We start from the raw sequence: 17985 nt of genomic DNA, 5'->3' as shown, positions 1-17985 counted from the left end.
GATTTGCACTGCTTTGGCGCACACGATGCACTTTTGCTGCGATGCAAACATTGCCCGTCAAGGCCTGGGGGCATACAATCGACACTGTTAAATTTTTCGAAAACGAAGGCATTTTTTCGTTTTCACGGCAATTATGGGGCAAGCATGACAATTTTGCAGTTGATCAATCAACGGGTACAGGCAGCGCTGGCTGCTGCCGGTGCGCCGGATGCGCCGGCAGTGATCCAGCCGGCTTCCAAACCGGAATTCGGTGACTATCAGGCTAACGGGGTAATGGGTGCAGCCAAGGCGCTCAAGACCAATCCGCGTGAGCTGGCTCAGAAAGTAGTGGCTGCGCTGGACCTGCAAGGCATTGCCGACAAGGTGGAAATTGCCGGACCGGGCTTCATCAACATTCATCTTGCCCCCGAATACCTGGCCCGTCGCAGCGAAGCTGCCCTGAAGGACGACAAGCTGGGCATCAGCCCGGTGGCAGCCCAGCGGGTGATGGTGGAATACTCCTCGCCCAATCTGGCCAAGGAAATGCACGTTGGTCATCTGCGTTCGTCGATTATTGGCGATGCACTGGCGCGGGTGATGGAATTCCTGGGTCACGATGTCGTGCGTGCCAACCACGTGGGCGACTGGGGTACCCAGTTCGGCATGCTGACCGCCTATCTGGTGGAAATCCGTCAGGCGGGTGACAACGCGCTGGAGCTTTCCGATCTGGAAACCTTCTACCGCAATGCCAAGGTGCGTTTTGACGAAAGCGAAGAGTTTGCCGACCGCGCCCGTGACTACGTGGTACGGCTGCAAGGTGGCGATGAAGAAGTGCTCAAGCTGTGGGAGCAGTTTGTCGACATCTCGCTCAAGCATTGCGAAGCGGTGTATCAAAAGCTGAATGTCGGCCTGAAGCGCGAGCATGTGCGCGGTGAGTCCGCCTATAACGATGACCTGCCGGTGATTGTGGAAGAGCTGCGTGCCGCAGGCTTGCTGAGCGAAAGCGAAGGCGCCGAGGTGGTGTTCCTGGAGGAATTCCGCACCCAGGACGACGAGCCGATGGGCGTGATCATCCGCAAGAAAGACGGTGGCTTCCTGTACACCACCACCGACCTGGGCGCAGTGCGCTACCGTCACAAGGTGCTGAATCTGGACCGCGTCATCTATGTGGTGGATGCGCGCCAGAGCCAGCACTTTGCCCAGATGTTCAGCATCTGCCGCAAGGCTGGTTTTGCCCCGGAAAGCATGAAGCTGGAACATATCGGCTTTGGCGTGATGATGGGCGACGACGGCAAGCCGTTCAAGACCCGCTCCGGCGGCACCGTCAAGCTGATCGAGCTGCTGGACGAGGCGGAAGAGCGTGCCTATGCGCTGGTGTCGGAAAAGAACCCGGAGCTGTCCGAGGCTGAAAAGCGCGAAATCGCTGCGGCGGTGGGCATTGGTGCGGTGAAGTATGCCGACCTGTCCAAAAACCGCATGAGCGATTACATCTTCAACTGGGACACCATGCTGGCCTTTGAAGGTAACACCGCGCCGTATCTGCAATACGCTTACACCCGCGTGCAGAGTGTGTTCCGCAAAGCGGAAAACGTGGACGCCAATGCGCCCATCGTGATTACCGAGCCGGCAGAAAAACATCTGGCCGCGGCACTGGCCCAGTTTGAGGACACGCTGTTGTCGGTGGCGGAAGGTTGCTACCCGCACTACCTGTCCAACTACCTGTACCAGATTGCCACGCTGTTCTCCCGCTTCTACGAGGCCTGCCCGATCCTGAAGAGCGAAGGCGAGGTACGTGCCAGCCGCCTGCAACTGGCTGCGCTGACTGCCAAGACCCTGCGCACCGGTCTGGACCTGCTGGGTATCAAGGTGCTGGAAGCGATGTAAGTCATTCTGTCTGGCCTGGTATGAAAAAACGCCCTGGATTCCAGGGCGTTTTTTCATTGTGGTTTGTCTTGCTCAGATGGCTTGGGTGGCCTGCAGCAGCCAGTCACGGGCAGCGCCTGTCACCAGTGGCAGCAGACGGCGTTGTACCTCGGCGTGGTAGTGATTCAGCCAGTCCACTTCCTGACGGGACAGCAGGCTGTGCTCGATGCAGCGGGTGTCGATCGGGCAGAGCGTCAGTGTTTCAAAGCGCAGGAAGTCGCCAAAGCCGTTTTTCTGTGCTGGCACATTCAATACCAGGTTCTCGATGCGCACCCCCCACTGGCCGGGGCGATAGATGCCCGGTTCCACCGAGGTGATCATGCCTTCCTGCATTGCCATGCTGGCATCCGGCAGGCTGCGCGAGATGGTTTGCGGGCCTTCATGCACATTGAGGAAATAACCCACGCCATGGCCGGTGCCGTGGCCGAAGTCGATATCGTGTTGCCACATCGGAGCGCGGGCCAGTGCATCCAGCATCGGCGACAGGGTGCCACGCGGGAAGTGGGCCATCGACAGATTGAGCGTACCCTTGAGCACCAGGGTGAAGTCGCGCTTTTGTTCCGGGCTGGGCGTACCGACCGCCACCACGCGGGTGATGTCGGTGGTGCCGCCATGATACTGACCGCCGGAGTCGATCAGCAGCAGGCCGTCACCGGCAATGCTGGCATGGGCCTGTTCCGTGGCGCGGTAGTGCGGCAGGGCGCCGTTGGCATTGAAGCCGGCAATGGTGGCAAAGCTGGGCGAGACAAAGCCGGGGCGGCGGGCGCGGGCGGCGGTAATCTGCGCGTCGATGGTCAGTTCGGTGATGGCTTCGCGGTTGACTGCCTGTTCGAACCAGGCGAAGAACTCGCACAGCGCAGCGCCATCCTGCTCCATGGTGTGGCGGATGTGTTCTGCCTCGGCGGCGGTCTTGCAGGCTTTCAGCAAGGTGCTGGGGTTGATGGCCTGCACGTGCGGCATGCTTTGTGGCATGGCCTGATGGAAACCCAGCGTGATGCGGCGCGGGTCCAGCAGCATGGTGCTGCTGTGGGGCAGGGAAGTCAGTACCGACTTGGCACTGTGGTAATCGGCCAGTTGCACGCCGTCGGCTGCCAGTTCGGCTTGCAGCTTGGCATCCACTTTCTTGTCATCAACAAACAGGGTGGTGCTGTCCGGGCCCAGCAGCAAGTGGCTGATGAACACCGGGTTGTAATTGACATCCGCGCCGCGCAGGTTCAGCAGCCAGGCAATATCGTCCAGCGTGGAAATGAAGTGGTAATCCGCGCCGTGCTGCTGCATGGCCTGTCGTACTGCGGTCAGTTTGTCCTGGCGGCTGGTGCTGGCAAACGGTGGCAGGTGCGGGTAGATGGCGGCTTGCGGCAATGAGGGGCGGTCGCTCCAGATCTGGGCGGGTAAATCCAGCTCGGTGCGCAGGGCAATGCCGCGTGCGCTAAGGCTGCTGTGCAGCGCATTGGCTGCGGCCAGGCTCAGTACGTCGCCTGCCACCGCTACGGTTTGTCCGGCTTGCAGGTTTTCTGCCAGCCAGTCCAGATGCTGGCTGCTGGCGGCGGTCTGGATTTTCATCAGGGCGATGCCGCTGCCGTCCAGCTCCTTGGCGGCCTGTTCCCAGTAACGGCTGTCTGCCCACAGTCCGGCCTGATCCTGCGTGACAATCAGCGTGCCCATCGAGCCGTGAAAACCGGACAGCCACTGCCGGGCCTGCCAGTAGGCGGGCAGGTATTCGGACAGATGCGGGTCGGAAGAGGGAATCAGGCAGGCAGCAATATGCTGTTGTTGCATGGCCTGGCGCAAGGCGGCCAGGCGCTGGGGAATGGTGAGCAGGGTAGTCATGCGTTATCCAGTGCTGTGTGTACAGCTATTCTGGTGCGCGCATGGCAGGCTGACAAGCGAGTTTATGCCGGGGTCGCCATGCATTTTGTGCATGCCTGAAACGGCAAGGCGCAAAAAAGGCGATCCGTGGACCGCCTTCTTGTATTACTGAACGACTGGGTGCTTAGTCGGCACGCTGGGTGCTGCGCTGACCCTGACCCTGACCGGCAGAGCGCGGGCCACGACGGTCGTAGCTGCTGCCACCATTGCCACCGGTGCCACGGCCGTAGCCGCCTTCGCGACGTTCGCGGCCATAGCCGTTGCCGCTACCACCACGACGTTGACCCTGGGCACCGTAGCCACCCGGCTTGCCATTGCGACGCGGGCCTTTCGGCGGACGACGGGTCGGTTCCATGCCTTCGATCACGCCTTCGGTGATCTGACGCTTCAGGTATTGCTCGATGCGGCGTACCTTGTGAAATTCTTTCGATTCCGCCAGGGTGATGGCTGTGCCGTCACGACCGGCACGACCGGTACGGCCGATACGGTGTACATAGTCTTCAGCCTGTTTCGGCAGGTCGAAGTTCACCACGTGGGTGATGGTGGGTACGTCGATACCGCGCGCAGCAACGTCGGTGGCCACCAGAATCTTGATGCGACCGCGACGCAGGTCGTTCAGGGTACGGTTACGCCAGCTTTGCGGCATGTCGCCATGCAGGCAGGCAGCGGAGTAGCCCTGGTCGGACAGCTTGTCAGCCAGTTCTTCGCTGTAAGCCTTGGTGGCGGAGAAGATCACGCACTGGTCAAAGCCGGACTCTTTCAGGATGTGATCCAGCAGGCGATGCTTGTGGTTCAGGTCGTCCGCGTACAGCAGGTGTTCTTCGATGGTGCCGCCGGAAGTTTCGGTACGGGCAATTTCGATACGCTGCGGTTCGCGGGTGATTTTTTCAGCCATGCGGCCAACGGTGCCATCCAGCGTAGCGGAGAACAGAACGGTCTGACGGCTTTCCGGAGTGGCCTTGACGATGGTTTCGATGTCTTCGATGAAGCCCATGTCCAGCATGCGGTCGGCTTCGTCCAGCACCAGCATTTCCAGGCGGGAGAAGTCAACACGGCCGGAGCGCATGTGGTCCATCAGACGGCCCGGCGTGGCCACGATCAGGTCGATCGGGCGGGACAGGGCGCGGGTCTGGTAGCCGAAGGAGGCGCCGCCAACCAGGCAGGCGGTACGCATCCAGCGCAGGTCCTTGCCGTATTCCAGGGCGTTCTTTTCCACCTGTTGCGCCAGTTCGCGGGTCGGGCACAGCACCAGAACGCGCGGGCCCTGGCCCTTGCCGGTGGAGCGCTCGGACAGCTTGGTCAGTGCCGGCAGCAGGAAGGCTGCGGTCTTGCCGCTACCGGTTTGAGCGGAAACCAGCAGGTCGCGGCCAGCAATGGCAGCAGGAATGGCTTCGGCTTGTACGCCGGTGGGGGTGTCGTAACCGGCAGCTTCGAGTGCACGCAGGATGGTCGGGGCAACGCCCAGGTCGGAGAAATGCATAATGTCCTTTCAAACCGGAGTAGAGCCGGTGTCGCTTGGCCAGGAGATGTGGCGGTTAGCAGCCTCGTGTGAGGCTGTCGGTCATCGGCACCAACCTGTGCAAGCGGCGAACAGCAGTCCAGTCAAAAGAGACACTACGTGGACGAAGCCTGGAATATCGGTCAGGGACGATGAAGCATCACGCCGGCAGTTGCTGCATTGCTGCTGCTGAATCTGCCGGTGGAATTTGGAAATCAGAAGGGTTCGCACTCTACGGTAAAAAATAGCCGTTTGCAAGCCTTTTCTGCAAAATGGCCTGCTAAGTGATTGATTCCCTGTCAGGAGATGTGGCAAAAAATCAAAAATTGCAGCCGGCTGCAAGTTTCAGTGCCGCAGTGCAGCATCGTCCTGCTGGCCTGGCAGTGAGGCCAGCCACCCCATGTCACCGTTATTGTCACGGTATTCTGCACCACTCCAGAAGGCATAAGGCAGTGCCTTGATTTGACTGAACAAGCTGGCAAAGTCCAGCGCACCGCAGCCCGGCGCGCCACGGCCGGGGTAGTCGGCAAACTGCAAGTGGCCGATGCGTTGCCAGTGTTTTGCCAGCAAGGGGGACAGTGCTTCGCCCATGCTGGCCATGTGATAAAGGTCGATTTGCCAGAAAAGATCGGGGTGAGCGGGCAATTGCTGCAATTCGGCGAGGGTGCTCACCAGAAAACCGGGCATGTCGTGGCGGTTGATGGCCTCCACGGTGCAGCGGATGTGATGCTGGCCAAGCAGATCAGCGGCCATCAGCAGATTGGCATTGAGTGTGGCCAGTGCCTGTGCGCGGTTGCAGCCTTCTGCCAGCCGTCCGGGCAGGATGTTCACCGCCTCCACGCCCAGTTGCGTGGCGTAGTGCAGGCATTGCTGCAGGCCGCTGGCAAATTCCGTCTCCTTGCCGGGCTGGCCGGCCAGCCCGGCGCCGCCTTGCATCAGGTCTCCGGCCGGAGCGTTGATCAGTACCAGCTTCAGCTGATGCTGATTCAGCCAGCCTTGCAGTTGTTCCACCGTATGTTCATAGGGGAACTGGATTTCCACTGCGGCAAAACCGGCGGCGCGGGCGGCGGCAAAGCGCTCCGGCCACGGCAGGTGGCTGAACAGCATGCTGAGGTTGGCGCAGAGCTTCAACATGGTCTGGTTTCCTGATGATGGTCCTGGTACAGATTGATGACGCTGCTGAGGTCGGCTGTGGCATGGCCTTGTGCGGCATGCAGGCGCATCAGCTGGCTGGCCAGCGCAGCCAGCGGGGTGGCGGACTGGCTTTGTTTTGATAGCTGACCGGCGTTGTCCAGATCCTTCAGCAGAGTGGCCACCTTCCACTGTACCGGCTCGGCCTGACGTGCCGCCATGCGCGGGGCTAGAATCTGCAAGGGTAGCGAATCGGCAAAGCCGCCAGCCAGTGCTGGTGCCAGCAGGCTGGCATCAACGCCATTGTTTTCGGCCAGCGCCACCGCTTCGGCAATCAGCATGGCATTGGCGGCCACAACCAGTTGGTTACAGATTTTGGTCACCTGCCCGCTGCCGACATCGCCCATGCGGGTAATGCGCTGCGACAAGGCTTGCAAGGGCTGGCTGGCGCGCTGGATGTCCGCCTCGCTGCCGCCGGCCATGATCACCAGTGTGCCTTGTTCCGCCCCTCTTACCCCGCCGGATACTGGCGCATCCACCCAGCTGGCACCCTGTTGGCCAAGCTGTTCTGCGCAGCGGCGGGTGGTGTCGGGGTCGATGCTGGACAGGTCAATGATGAGCTGACCGGCGCGCAAGAGCGGGAGCAATTGCACCACCACGCTTTGCACCGCAGCGGCATCGGCAATGCACAGCATGATGATGTCACTGGCACCCGCCAGTTCCACCAGCGATGTTGAGGCGGACATGCCCTCGGCGCGGGCCTGTTCCAGCTTGTCCGGCGAGCGGTTCCAGACGGTGAGCGGGAAGCCGGCAGCCTGCAGCCTGCGGCACATGGGCAGGCCCATCAGGCCCAGTCCGATAAAACCGATTCTTTCCATGGTGTCAGCCTTGCGTGGCGGAGGAGTGGGCAAAATTCTAGCGGCATGGGAGCCGTGGCGTCGAGCATTGGGATGTCGGCATGAAAAAACGGCCCGTCTGCATGTGCAGAAGCGGGCCGCTGTGGCATTGCCCGACAAAGCGGGCATCAGGCCGGAATCAGGCCTGCCATTCAATCAGCGCATAGTTCTTCTTGCCGCGCTTGAGCAGGCTGAAGCGACCGAACAGTCGGTCATCGGCAGTGAAACGATGCTCGATGCTGTCTGCCTTGTTGCCGTTGATGCTGACCGCGCCGCTCTGGATGAAGGTACGTGCCTCGCTCTTGGACTTGGCCAGGCCGCCATTGGCCACCGCGTCGATCAGGCTGTCCTCAGCCGCATTCAGCACGAAGTGCGGCAGGCCGTCCTGTGCCAGTTGGGCGAAGTCGTCTTCGGTCAGGCTGGACAAGTCGTTGCTGAACAGGCTGTGGGTAATGCGCTGGGCGGCGGCCAGGGCTGCCTTGCCGTGTACCAGTTCGGTCACTTGTTCGGCCAGGATGCGCTGGGCTTCCGGCTTGCCATCACGGGCCTTGTCGGCTTCTTCGATGGCGGCGATTTCTGCTACCGACAGGAAGCTGAAGTAGCGCAGGAACTTGTACACGTCGGCATCAGCGGTGCCCAGCCAGAACTGGTAGAAGGCGTAGGGTGAAGTCTTGCGCGCATCCAGCCAGATGGTGCCGGATTCGGTCTTGCCGAACTTGGTGCCATCGGACTTGGTGACCAGCGGCATGGTCAGGCCGAACACCTGCTGCTGGTTCAGGCGACGGGTGAGGTCGGTACCGGCAGTGATATTGCCCCACTGGTCGGAACCGCCGATTTGCAGCTTGCAGCCCAGACGACGGTTCAGCTCGGAAAAGTCATAACCCTGCAGCAGGCTGTAGGAGAACTCGGTGTAGGAAATGCCCTGGTCGTCGCGGTTGATACGCTGTTGCACCGCTTCTTTCTTGATCATGGCGTTGACCGAGAAGTGCTTGCCGATGTCGCGCAGGAATTCCAGTGCGCCCATGCCGCCAAACCAGTCGTAGTTATTGGCCATGACAGCGGCGTTGTCGCCTTCGAAGGACAGGAAGGGTGAAACCTGGGCGCGGATTTTGTCCACCCAGCCTTCAATCACATCCGGGGTGTTCAGCTTGCGTTCGGTGGCCTTGAAGCTGGGGTCGCCGATCATGCCGGTGGCACCGCCCACCAGGGCGATCGGGCGATGGCCCGCCAGCTGGAAGCGTTTGAGCATCAGAATGGGAACCAGGCTGCCGATGTGCAGGCTGTCAGCAGTCGGGTCGAATCCGCAATACAGGGTTACCTGTTCCTTGGCCAGTAGTTCGGACAAGGCGGCGGCGTCTGTGGTTTGCGCGATCAGGCCGCGGGCCTCCAGATCCTCGATCAGTGAAGCTTGGGTCATTACTTTCTCCAACTCAATGCGTGAAAACACAGCCGCAGCGGGCTGTCAGTACGTTGGCCGTCTGTGGTCAGCCGTGCTTGGGCAAGCTGCGCTATCACGGACGGCGAAAGGGGTAATACTACCCGAAAACGGCCTGATCAGAATCCAATTCCGGCATTTTTCCGGCATTGTCCATACGGCGGGCCTTGGCAACAGTTCTTCAACACTTGGCAGTAGGCAGTAAGTGGGCAGCTGGTTAAACTGCCTTCTTTGCACTGTTTGCTGCACGAGGTTGCGCATGGAAAAGAGCATCAAGGTATGGGATTGGCCAACCCGCCTGTTTCACTGGAGCCTGGTTGTGCTGTTTGGCGGCATGTGGTTCACCGGTGAGCAGGGTGGCGACTGGTTGCAGTATCACATCTGGAGTGGCGAGGCGATTGCCGTGCTGCTGCTGTTCCGGCTGATCTGGGGCGTGATCGGTAGCGAAACCGCCCGTTTCAGCCAGTTTGTCAAAGGCCCGGCGGCCATTCGCGCCTATCTGCAAGGCAAGTGGACAGCGCGTCCCGGACATAATCCGCTGGGTGCGCTGATGGTGCTGGCCTTGCTGGCGGTGCTGCTGGTACAGGTGGGGAGCGGCCTGTTTGCCACCGACGTGGACAGCTACACTTTTGATGGCCCGCTGGCCCGGCTGATTTCGGGCGAGCTGTCCGAATCCGTCACCCGCTTTCACAAGCTGTTGTTCAACCTCATCCTGCTGCTGGTAGGCCTGCACATTGCTGCCATTGTGGCTTACCGTGTGATCAAGAAGCAGAACCTGGTGCGCGCCATGCTGACTGGCTATCAGGCGGCCGATGGCCAGACACCGGCACCGTATTTCCGTGCCTGGCAGCTGGCCTTGCTGAGCCTGCTGTTGTCGGGTGGCGGGGTGTATCTGCTACTGACCCGCTTGTGAGCATGATCTTGTATTAACGAAAAAGCCCTGAGTTGTCAGGGCCTTTTGTTTTGCTGTCGTGTGGCTGGCTACAGATTCATTTTTCCGGGCCACGGAAACTGTCGTGACAGGCTTTGCAGCTTTGTGCCACCACGCCGTAGCTCTTCTTGATGCTGGCGAGGTCGCCATTGTGGGCGGTGCTGTCCAGGTCGTTGACGGCTTTAAGGAAGGTGTCGCGCGCAGCCTGGAACTTGGCCGGCTGGCTCCAGATTTCCGGCTTGGCGCGGCTCTTGCCATCAATGCTGTTAGCCGGGAAATAATTGAACGGTTCGGCAGAAATCTGCTTCAGGCTGTCGGCCATGGCAATGAATTTTGCCTTGTTGTAAGGGTCGCGGTCGCGTACCACCATGCCCATCGGCTCGAAGGCGCGCAGGATTTTCTTGAAGCTCTGGGTGCGGATTTCCGCCGGGGAGTCGGCCATGGCGGCAGGAATGGCCAGGGCAGCCAGCAGCAGGGCAGTAACTGTGTGTTTCATGGGTTCTGTGTCGGGGTGGTTGGCTGGATATGCCGTTGCGGCGGCCTGTCCGGCAAGGCCAGACCACCGCAACGGCGGGTGAAAATTCTATCAGTCTTTACGGAAGGCGTCGTGACAGGCTTTGCAGGTCTTCTGCACCGCGGCGAACTGGTTCTTGATGCTGGCAGTGTCTCCCGCTGCCGCAACCTGCTTCAGCTTAGCGGTCTCTGCCTTGAAGGCATCTGTCGCCTTGGTCCATTCGGCGGGCTTGCTCCAGATTTCGGCCTTGGCTTCGGTCTTTTTGGCGGTTTGACCACTGGCGGTACCAGCCGGGAAGTGCTGCCACGGTTGCTGGGCCACTTCATCCAGATGGGCAGCCAGCTTGCTGAATTCGTCCTTGTTGATGGCATCGCTCTTCACCATCTTGCCCATGGCACCGGCGTCTTTCTTGAACTGCTTGAAAATGTCCTGACGGGCGGATACCGGATCGGTGGCGGCGAAGGCAGAGCTGGCCAGAACGGCGCAAAGGCTGAGCATGAGGGTTTTTTTCATGTGAACTCCTTTGAAGGTTGCAAGCTGCTACAGGGGATAACGCAGGCTAACACGGACGGATGACAGACAATACCCACTGAGTGTTAATGGTTGTATTGTCGTGATGTTATACAGTAACATTCGCCATTGTTAACAGGAGCCGTCAATGAACCGCACGGATTACATCCAAGCCGCCGAAGCGCATTGCGAGCGCCGTGGCTGCAAGCTGACCGCGTTGCGCCGTCAGGTGCTGGAGCTGGTGCTGCGCCATCAGGGCGTGGTGAAGGCTTATCAGGTGCTGGCCGATTTGCAAAAGGAACGCGGCATTGCCGCCCCGCCTACCGTATACCGCGCGCTGGACTTTCTGGTGGAGCAGGGTCTGTTGCACCGGGTGGATGCCCTGAACGGCTTTGTTGTCTGTGACCATTTCGAGTGTCAGCACGAAAGCATGATTCTGGTATGTGAAACCTGCGGCAAGGTGCAGGAAGTCGACGTGATGGCGGCACTGGCCGGCTTGCACGATGTGGCAGACGCCGCCGACTTTACCCTGAGCCGCCAGAACCTGACGCTGACCGGACTTTGCAAGGCATGCCGCATATGAAAAAAACCATTGTCAATCTGTTTACCGGCTTTCTGGGTGTGGGCAAGACCACGGCCCTGCGTCATCTGATTGCTACCCGACCGGCCAATGAAAAGTGGGCGGTCATCGTCAATGAATTCGGTGAAGTGGGCATCGACGGTGCCGCGCTGATGAACGACGACCTGCCGGTGGCGGAAATCGCCGGTGGCTGCCTGTGCTGCGTGGCCGGTCCGCAAATGACCACCACCGTGGCTACCTTGCTGCGACGCGAGCGGCCGGACCGCCTGCTGATCGAGGCCAGCGGCCTTGCCCATGCTGCCGGGGTGATCGACGAGTTACGCGCCAAGCCCTTGGGCGATGCGCTGGAAGTGGGTGCGGTGCTGACGCTGGTTGACCCGCGCCAGTTTGTCAGCCCGGACTACCTGCGTCAGCCCCTGTACCGCGACCAGGTGGCCATTGCCGACGTGCTGGTGGCCAACAAGATCGATATGGCCGACGTGGAAACCCTACAAGCCTTCCATGCACAGGCGGGCAAGCTGTTTCCACCCAAATCGGTGATTGCAGAAGTGCGGGATGGCCTGGTGGATGTGCAATGGCTGGATGCCGCCGTCACCGTCAAGCCGCGCTACCGGCCTGCCATTCCGGCTGATAGTGGCAATGGCTGGGATTCCGCCGGCTGGACCTTCCCGCCGGAGCAGTCCTTCAGCGGCGAACAACTGACCGACTTTTTTGACCGGCTGCCCAAGCTGGTGCCCGGACTGGTGCGCGCCAAGGGCGTGTTCAAGGTGCTGGACAGCTGGGTGTGGCTGAACTGGGCGGAAGGGCAGTGGGGAGCCAGCCAGGTGTCCTGGCGGCGTGACAGCCGCTTCGAGCTGATTGCGCCAGCCCTGGATAACGCCGCGGTCGAGGCCGTGCTGCAAGCCTGCTTCGAGTAAATCAAACAATGAAACATCAACATTCTTCACCCGATGACCATGTGCATGAGCATGAGCATGAACATGCCCATGGCCATCAGCATGGTGCCGCCCCGCATCAACACCTGACAGCCGCCAACCTGCGTCCCCCCATCAGCCTGCTGGCCATGTCGGCCTGGCAACGGCTGGCCCTGGTGGCGCTGGTGCTGGCCGTGTTGTGGGCGGTGGTGCTGTGGGCATTGCAGGAGGTGGCATGAAGGTCGCACTGGATAATCTGACGGTGTCTTACCAGCGCCATCCGGCCGTGCATCATGTCTCGGGCAGCTTTGTCACGGGCGATGCCACGGCCATCTTCGGCCCCAATGGCGCGGGTAAAAGCACCTTGCTCAAAGCCATGATCGGTGCGCTCAAGCCCGATTCCGGCCATGCCCGGCTGGATGGCTTTGTCCGTCAGGACATTGCCTACCTGCCGCAGCAGTCGGAAATCGACCGCTCCTTGCCGGTCAGCGTGCTCGACCTGGTGGCCACCGGCCTGTGGCACCGTACCGGGCCGTTTGGCCGGGTAGGGCGTGCCGGCCTTGGTCAGGCCATGGATGCACTGGAACAAGTGGGCCTGGCCGACTTTGCCACCCGCTCCATTTCGGCGCTGTCCAGCGGACAATTCCAGCGCGTACTGTTCGCCCGCATCCTGCTGCAGGATGCGCGGCTGATCCTGCTGGATGAGCCGTTCACCGCCATGGATGCCAAAACCACCTTCGACCTGCTGGAACTGGTACGGCGCTGGAAGGAAGAAGGCCGCACCATCATTGCGGTTCTGCACGACTACGAGCAGGTACGTGCCTATTTCCCGCACACGCTGCTCTTGGCGCGTGAAGTGGTGGCCTGGGGTCGTACCGAGCAGGTACTGACCGATGCCAATCTGAAACGGGCGGTGGATACGGCCGCCCACTGGCAAGACCGTGCTGCGGTGTGTCAGGTCGATGGAGTCAATGCCTGATGCAACACCTTTACGATGTACTGCTTGCACCTTTTGTCGACTTTGCCTTCATGCGCCGGGCGCTGGCCGGCTGCCTGGCCCTGTCGCTGGGCAGCGGCCCCATCGGCCTGTTCCTGGTGATGCGCCGCATGAGCCTGATGGGGGATGCCATGAGCCATGCCGTGCTGCCCGGCGCTGCCGTCGGCTTCATGCTGGCCGGCCTCAGTCTGCCGGCCATGAGTCTGGGTGGCTTTGTTGCCGGTGTACTGGTGGCGGTGCTGGCGGGTCTTGCCACGCGCTTTGCCGGTATCAAGGAAGATGCCAGCTTTGCGGCGTTCTACCTGTTGTCACTGGCCATCGGCGTGCTGCTGGTGTCCAAGAGCGGCAGCAATGTGGACCTGATGCACATCCTGTTCGGTTCGGTGCTGGCGGTGGACGACGCTGCCTTGTATCTGGTGGGTGGTGTTGCTTCGGTCACCCTGATCACCCTGGCCTTTATCTATCGCCCGATGTTGCTGGAAAGCCTGGATCCGGTGTTCCTGCGCTCGGTAGGCGCGCGCGGTGGCCTGTGGCACATGGCCTTCCTGATGCTGGTGGTGCTGAACCTGGTATCCGGCTTTCAGGCACTGGGTACGCTGATGGCGGTGGGCCTGATGATGCTGCCCGCCATTACCGCCCGGCTGTGGTCGGAAACGGTGGAAGGCATGCTGGTGATGGCGGTGAGCGTGGCCTTTGGCAGTGGTCTGGCCGGTCTGTTGCTGTCCTATCACTTCGAGCTGCCTTCCGGCCCCGCCATCATTCTGGTGGCCGGCTTGTTCTATCTCTTTTCCTTGCTGTTCGCTCCGGCGGGCGGTGCCTTGCCGCGCTATATCCGCGCGCGGCATTTTGAATCCTGAGGAGTTCGGTGTGAAAAAAAGTCTGTTGAGCCTGTTGCTGCTGGGTTTGCCCATGGCGGCCATGGCGGCAAAGCTGCCGGTTGTCGCCAGTTTCAGCATTGTGGCGGACATGACCCGTGAAATCGGTGGCCAGCGGGTGGATGTGGTGTCGCTGGTAGGGCCGGATCAGGACGCCCACGTGTTTCAACCTTCCCCGGCCGATGTGAAGGCGCTGTCGGCGTCCCGCGTGTTTGTCACCAACGGACTGGGGCTGGAAGGCTGGATGGGTCGGCTCACCAAGGCATCCGCCTACAAGGGGGTGATGGTGGAAGCCGGCAAGGGAATCAAGACCCGCATGGCACCGGAGGAAGAGGGCGAAGCGCATGGCCACGATGTGGTGGATCCGCATGCCTGGCACGACCCGCAACGGGTGCAGGTATACATCCGCAATATCACTGCCGCGCTGATCAAGGCCGATCCGCAAGGCAAGGATGAATACAATCGTCGTGCGGCTGACTTTTCGGCCCGGGTGAAGCAGGAAGACGACTGGGCGGCCAGGCAGTTTGCCGCCGTGCCGCAGGCCAAGCGCAAGATGCTGACGTCGCACGATGCCTTTGGCTACTTTGGCGAGCGTTATGGCATCAAGATGCTGGCCATCCAGGGCGTGAGCACCGAAGCAGAAGCATCGGCCAAGGGCGTGGCGCAGTTGGTGAAACAGGTCCGTCAGGAAAAGGTGAATGCGGTGTTCATGGAAAACATGACCGACAAGCGCCTGCTGGAACAACTGACCCGCGAAGCCAAGGTCAAGATTGGCGGCGAATTGTATGCCGATGCCTTGTCCAAGCCCAATGGCCCGGCCAGCAGTTATCTCAAGCTGTTCCACCACAATGTGGAAACCATCATGCAGTCCTTCCGCTAAACTGCGCGAGGCATCCTAAAGCCGCCCCGATCACACCGGGCGGCTTTTTTCATGCTTGCATTGCCAGTAGCAGCAAACGGGTCAGCCCCATGCCCGCCACCAGCAAGCCCGCCAGCAAACGCACCGGCTTGCGCTGGATGAACTGGCGCAGCGTGTCGGCAAACACCCCCATCAGCAACAAATTGGGCAGCGTGCCCAGGCCGAATGCCAGCATCAGCAGGCCGCCTTGCAGCGCCTTGCCGCTGGCCAGTGCTGACAGCGAGGCGCTATATACCAGGCCGCATGGCAACCAGCCCCACAGCATGCCGGCCAGCAAGGCGGCTTTGGCACTGCGGATGGGCAGTAGGCGGGCGAGCAAGGGTTGCAGTTTGCTCCAAACCGGACGGCCGATTTTTTCCAGGGTGGTAATGGCGCTGGAGAGCCCGGCCAGATACAGGCCCATGGCAATCAGCATCAGGTTGGCCAGTACCAGCAAGGCCATTTGTGCCGGTCGGGTGGCAATCAGGCTCAAGCCGGCTTCAGCCAGGCCACCCAGCAACACGCCTGCGCTGACATAACTGAGCAAGCGCCCGCTGTTGTACGACAGCATGATTTTCCAGCGTTGCTGCCCGGCAGGCAGATTCAGGGTCAGCGCCGTCACAATGCCGCCGCACATCCCCATGCAATGTCCGCCGCCCAGCAGGCCGGCCAGGAAAATCACCCAGAAACCCGTTTCTAACATGCGACAACCTGTTGCTTAAATCCCTATTCTACCAGAGGGCTTGTTAGCTCGGCTTGCCTGATTTTTAAGCAAATTGTGACAATGTAATAATAAAAAAAAGCCAAATTCTGTTTGGCATTGAGGAGGAATGCCAGCTAGAAAAAAAGTACGGGGAAACGGTTATTCGCGCTGGAAAAAGGCGGGCCAAGCCCTGAGAATGCTCATTCTTTCCTGCCGTAATCGGGGAGGCCACAAATAAAAAGGCCAAACGGACAGGTGCTGCAATGTGTAACGACCCACAAAGAAACTGAGGAAACTACATGGCCAAGTATTTGACGCTCGAACATCTGGGCCAGTCTGCAATCATCACGATCAACAATCCTCCCGCCAATGTGTGGACCATCGCCAGCCTGCATGAACTGGCTACCGTGATGGCCAAGCTGCAAGCGGACAGCTCGGTGCGCGCAGTGGTGATCACCGGGGCTGGAGACGCTTTCTTCTGTGCTGGCGCTGATCTGAATCTCTTCAGCAAGGGCAGCAAGCAGAATGTAGCCGAAATGCTGGACGCCTTTACCGCCGCATTTGCAGCGCTGCGCAACTATTCCGGCGTGACGGTTGCCGCCATCAACGGTTATGCCCTGGGCGGCGGGCTGGAATGCGCGCTGATGTGTGACTACATGGTGGTGGAACGCGGCGCCAGGCTGGGTTTGCCGGAAGCCCGGGTTGGCCTGTTGCCGGCCGGTGGTGGCAGCAAGACGCTGGCCGACAAGGTAGGTGTGTCCTGGGCCAAGCGCATTCTGCTGGGTGGCGAAATCCTGAGTGCGGAAAAGGCTTATGAAATCGGCCTGGTGGAAGAAATTGTCGATCCGGGTTTTGCCAAGATCATGGCAGTAAGCCTGGCGGGCAAGGTGGCGAATCAGGCGCCGCAGGCGGTGGCGCGTGCGCGCCAGCTGATTGAAGCCAGTGCTGGTGCCACGCTGGAAGAGCACCTGCAACGGGAACGCGAGGCCTTGCTGTCCCTGGTCGGGGAAGAGGAACAGCTGGAAGGGGTGTCGGCGTTTCTGGGCAAGCGCTCGCCAAGCTGGGCGGACGAGGATTGATACTGATTTGTCGATGGAAGTAGACCATGAAACAGCCGGGCGAGTCCCGGCTGTTTTATTGTCCGAAGCGGCTGTTGAACGGCAGTGATGTGTCGGGGCTGAGGTGTTTGCCAAGCAGGTTGTGATTCACAATTTCCTGATTTGCAGAGAAGAAAACTGGAACTTTGGTCAGTACCGTCTGATTTTCATGTTGCTGATAATTATTATCAATCAAAAAGTAAATATTGATTGTTTTTTTAATTGGTCAACAAAGCCAGAGTCCCATGAAAACCAAAAAACCAGTTCTTTCCCGCAGTTATCTGTATAAAACCATTGTCCTGAGCACCAGTCAGCTTGTTCTGGCTGGCTGCAGCAACACCATGTCGGCCAAGCAGGCTGAACCGCCAGCAAGCCGGCCTGCCTACGAAAAAATAGCCGAGCATTACTTGCTGAATACCAGCTTTACCGCTCAGGGCCAGGACGAGCGCATCCGTTTTGTCATCCTGCATTACACGGCACTGAATCAGGCCGACTCCCTCGCCATGCTGACCGGTCCGCAGGTCAGCACACATTATCTGGTGCCGGAAAACCCGCAATGGCGTGGTGGAGAGCCAGTCATCATGCAGCTAGTGCCGGAAAGCAAGCGTGCCTGGCATGCCGGCGTCAGTAGCTGGGGCGGCTGGCGAGCGCTGAATGCGTCTTCGGTGGGCGTGGAAATGGTCAACCGTGGCTACACCGAATTACCTTCTGGCTGGCGTCAGTGGTATCCGTATACGCCTCAACAGATCAAGGCCGTGTCTATCCTGCTCAAGGATGTGATTGCCCGGAACCAGATCCAGCCTTACAACGTGCTGGGTCACAGCGACGTGGCACCCTTGCGCAAGTCCGACCCGGGCCCCTTGTTTCCCTGGAAGCAATTGGCCGGCATGGGAATCGGCGCCTGGCCGGACCCGCAAACGGTGGAAAAACATCTTGCAGGGCGCGCGCCCAAACAGGCGGCCGTGGTGCTGGAAGTGCAACAAAGCCTTAAGCGTTATGGATACGACCAGATTCCGCAAAGCGGTGAGCTGGATGAAGACACCCGCAAAACCATCAGTGCATTCCAGATGCACTTTCGCCCGGCAGACTACAGCGGTAATGCCGATGCACAAACCGAGGCCATTGCCAAAGCCTTGCTGGAAAAATACCGCCAGTAACAATTGCCTGACTTCCGCCCAGGCCTGTCAAGCAGACTTGCTTCACCAAACAAAAAAAGCCACGACATGTCGTGGCTT

The 17985-nt window shown here is 60.1% G+C and carries 18 protein-coding genes; 10 read left to right on the top strand and 8 right to left on the bottom strand.

The genetic code is table 11. From position 1 onward, the window contains the following. Nucleotides 1–144: 144 nt before the first annotated feature. Complete coding sequence (argS, locus tag ACE3SE_RS10820) at nucleotides 145–1863, top strand: arginine--tRNA ligase (protein WP_374555215.1); 1719 nt, start codon at nucleotides 145–147, stop codon at nucleotides 1861–1863. Between the two features lie 72 nt (nucleotides 1864–1935). On the opposite strand, the gene ACE3SE_RS10815 is transcribed toward argS, so the two are convergent. From ACE3SE_RS10815 to tyrS, 5 genes are all read right to left on the bottom strand, one after another. Beyond that, nucleotides 1936–3723, bottom strand: coding sequence for an aminopeptidase P family protein (locus ACE3SE_RS10815; protein WP_374555291.1), 1788 nt, complete (start codon nucleotides 3721–3723; stop codon nucleotides 1936–1938). Between the two features lie 172 nt (nucleotides 3724–3895). Continuing rightward, the gene (locus ACE3SE_RS10810) at nucleotides 3896–5251 is read right to left on the bottom strand and encodes a DEAD/DEAH box helicase (protein ID WP_374555213.1); all 1356 of its coding nucleotides are present in this window, start codon (nucleotides 5249–5251) and stop codon (nucleotides 3896–3898) included. A 363-nt stretch (nucleotides 5252–5614) separates the two neighbouring features. Beyond that, nucleotides 5615–6403 carry a hydroxypyruvate isomerase family protein gene (locus tag ACE3SE_RS10805; RefSeq protein ID WP_374555211.1) on the bottom strand — a complete coding sequence of 263 codons (789 nt, stop codon included), beginning with the start codon at nucleotides 6401–6403 and terminating at the stop codon, nucleotides 5615–5617. Continuing rightward, nucleotides 6397–7278 carry an NAD(P)-dependent oxidoreductase gene (locus tag ACE3SE_RS10800; protein WP_374555209.1) on the bottom strand — a complete coding sequence of 294 codons (882 nt, stop codon included), beginning with the start codon at nucleotides 7276–7278 and terminating at the stop codon, nucleotides 6397–6399. Before ACE3SE_RS10800 ends, ACE3SE_RS10805 begins: the two co-directional genes overlap by 7 nt. Before the next feature lie 157 nt (nucleotides 7279–7435). After that, nucleotides 7436–8713, bottom strand: a complete 1278-nt coding sequence (gene tyrS, locus ACE3SE_RS10795) for a tyrosine--tRNA ligase (protein ID WP_131360667.1) — start codon at nucleotides 8711–8713, stop codon at nucleotides 7436–7438. 277 nt (nucleotides 8714–8990) lie between these two features. Between tyrS and ACE3SE_RS10790 the strand changes: the two genes are divergently transcribed. Then, nucleotides 8991–9644: a cytochrome b/b6 domain-containing protein gene (locus ACE3SE_RS10790; RefSeq protein WP_374555207.1), complete on the top strand. Its 654-nt coding sequence runs from the start codon at nucleotides 8991–8993 to the stop codon at nucleotides 9642–9644. 76 nt (nucleotides 9645–9720) lie between these two features. Here ACE3SE_RS10790 and ACE3SE_RS10785 read toward each other — a convergent pair whose 3' ends face one another. Next, nucleotides 9721–10158, bottom strand: a complete 438-nt coding sequence (locus ACE3SE_RS10785; protein ID WP_374555206.1) for a c-type cytochrome — start codon at nucleotides 10156–10158, stop codon at nucleotides 9721–9723. A gap of 90 nt (nucleotides 10159–10248) precedes the next feature. Further along, the gene (locus tag ACE3SE_RS10780) at nucleotides 10249–10689 is read right to left on the bottom strand and encodes a c-type cytochrome (RefSeq protein WP_374555204.1); all 441 of its coding nucleotides are present in this window, start codon (nucleotides 10687–10689) and stop codon (nucleotides 10249–10251) included. A gap of 145 nt (nucleotides 10690–10834) precedes the next feature. Between ACE3SE_RS10780 and ACE3SE_RS10775 the strand changes: the two genes are divergently transcribed. From ACE3SE_RS10775 to ACE3SE_RS10750, 6 genes are read left to right on the top strand one after another with little or no spacing between them, the layout of a single operon-like run. Next, entirely contained in the window at nucleotides 10835–11269 is a 435-nt protein-coding gene (locus ACE3SE_RS10775; protein WP_045848669.1) for a Fur family transcriptional regulator, read from the top strand. Beyond that, nucleotides 11257–12183 (top strand): CobW family GTP-binding protein, encoded by a 927-nt coding sequence (locus ACE3SE_RS10770; RefSeq protein WP_374555202.1) that lies wholly within the window; start codon nucleotides 11257–11259, stop codon nucleotides 12181–12183. The genes ACE3SE_RS10775 and ACE3SE_RS10770 overlap by 13 nt, the downstream gene beginning before the upstream one ends. A gap of 8 nt (nucleotides 12184–12191) precedes the next feature. Further along, entirely contained in the window at nucleotides 12192–12419 is a 228-nt protein-coding gene (locus tag ACE3SE_RS10765) for a hypothetical protein (RefSeq protein WP_374555200.1), read from the top strand. Beyond that, a complete protein-coding gene (locus tag ACE3SE_RS10760; protein WP_045848672.1) occupies nucleotides 12416–13159 on the top strand; it encodes a metal ABC transporter ATP-binding protein in 744 nt (247 codons plus the stop codon). Before ACE3SE_RS10765 ends, ACE3SE_RS10760 begins: the two co-directional genes overlap by 4 nt. Further along, a complete protein-coding gene (locus ACE3SE_RS10755; protein WP_374555198.1) occupies nucleotides 13159–14034 on the top strand; it encodes a metal ABC transporter permease in 876 nt (291 codons plus the stop codon). The genes ACE3SE_RS10760 and ACE3SE_RS10755 overlap by 1 nt, the downstream gene beginning before the upstream one ends. Nucleotides 14035–14044: 10 nt before the next feature. Continuing rightward, nucleotides 14045–14932, top strand: coding sequence for a metal ABC transporter substrate-binding protein (locus ACE3SE_RS10750; RefSeq protein ID WP_374555196.1), 888 nt, complete (start codon nucleotides 14045–14047; stop codon nucleotides 14930–14932). A 49-nt stretch (nucleotides 14933–14981) separates the two neighbouring features. On the opposite strand, the gene ACE3SE_RS10745 is transcribed toward ACE3SE_RS10750, so the two are convergent. Continuing rightward, nucleotides 14982–15653: a sulfite exporter TauE/SafE family protein gene (locus ACE3SE_RS10745; RefSeq protein WP_131360657.1), complete on the bottom strand. Its 672-nt coding sequence runs from the start codon at nucleotides 15651–15653 to the stop codon at nucleotides 14982–14984. Nucleotides 15654–15952: 299 nt separating this feature from the next. On the opposite strand from ACE3SE_RS10745, the gene ACE3SE_RS10740 reads away from it, so the two are divergent. Both ACE3SE_RS10740 and ACE3SE_RS10735 read left to right on the top strand, forming a co-directional pair. Further along, entirely contained in the window at nucleotides 15953–16732 is a 780-nt protein-coding gene (locus tag ACE3SE_RS10740) for an enoyl-CoA hydratase (protein WP_374555194.1), read from the top strand. Nucleotides 16733–16995: 263 nt separating this feature from the next. After that, nucleotides 16996–17907, top strand: a complete 912-nt coding sequence (locus ACE3SE_RS10735; RefSeq protein WP_374555192.1) for an N-acetylmuramoyl-L-alanine amidase — start codon at nucleotides 16996–16998, stop codon at nucleotides 17905–17907. The last annotated feature ends 78 nt before the right edge of the window (nucleotides 17908–17985 follow it).

Source organism: Aquitalea pelogenes, assembly GCF_041914625.1.
In the GTDB taxonomy this organism is placed as follows: Bacteria; Pseudomonadota; Gammaproteobacteria; order Burkholderiales; family Chromobacteriaceae; genus Aquitalea; species Aquitalea pelogenes.
This window is presented reverse-complemented; position numbering and strand designations above follow the sequence as displayed.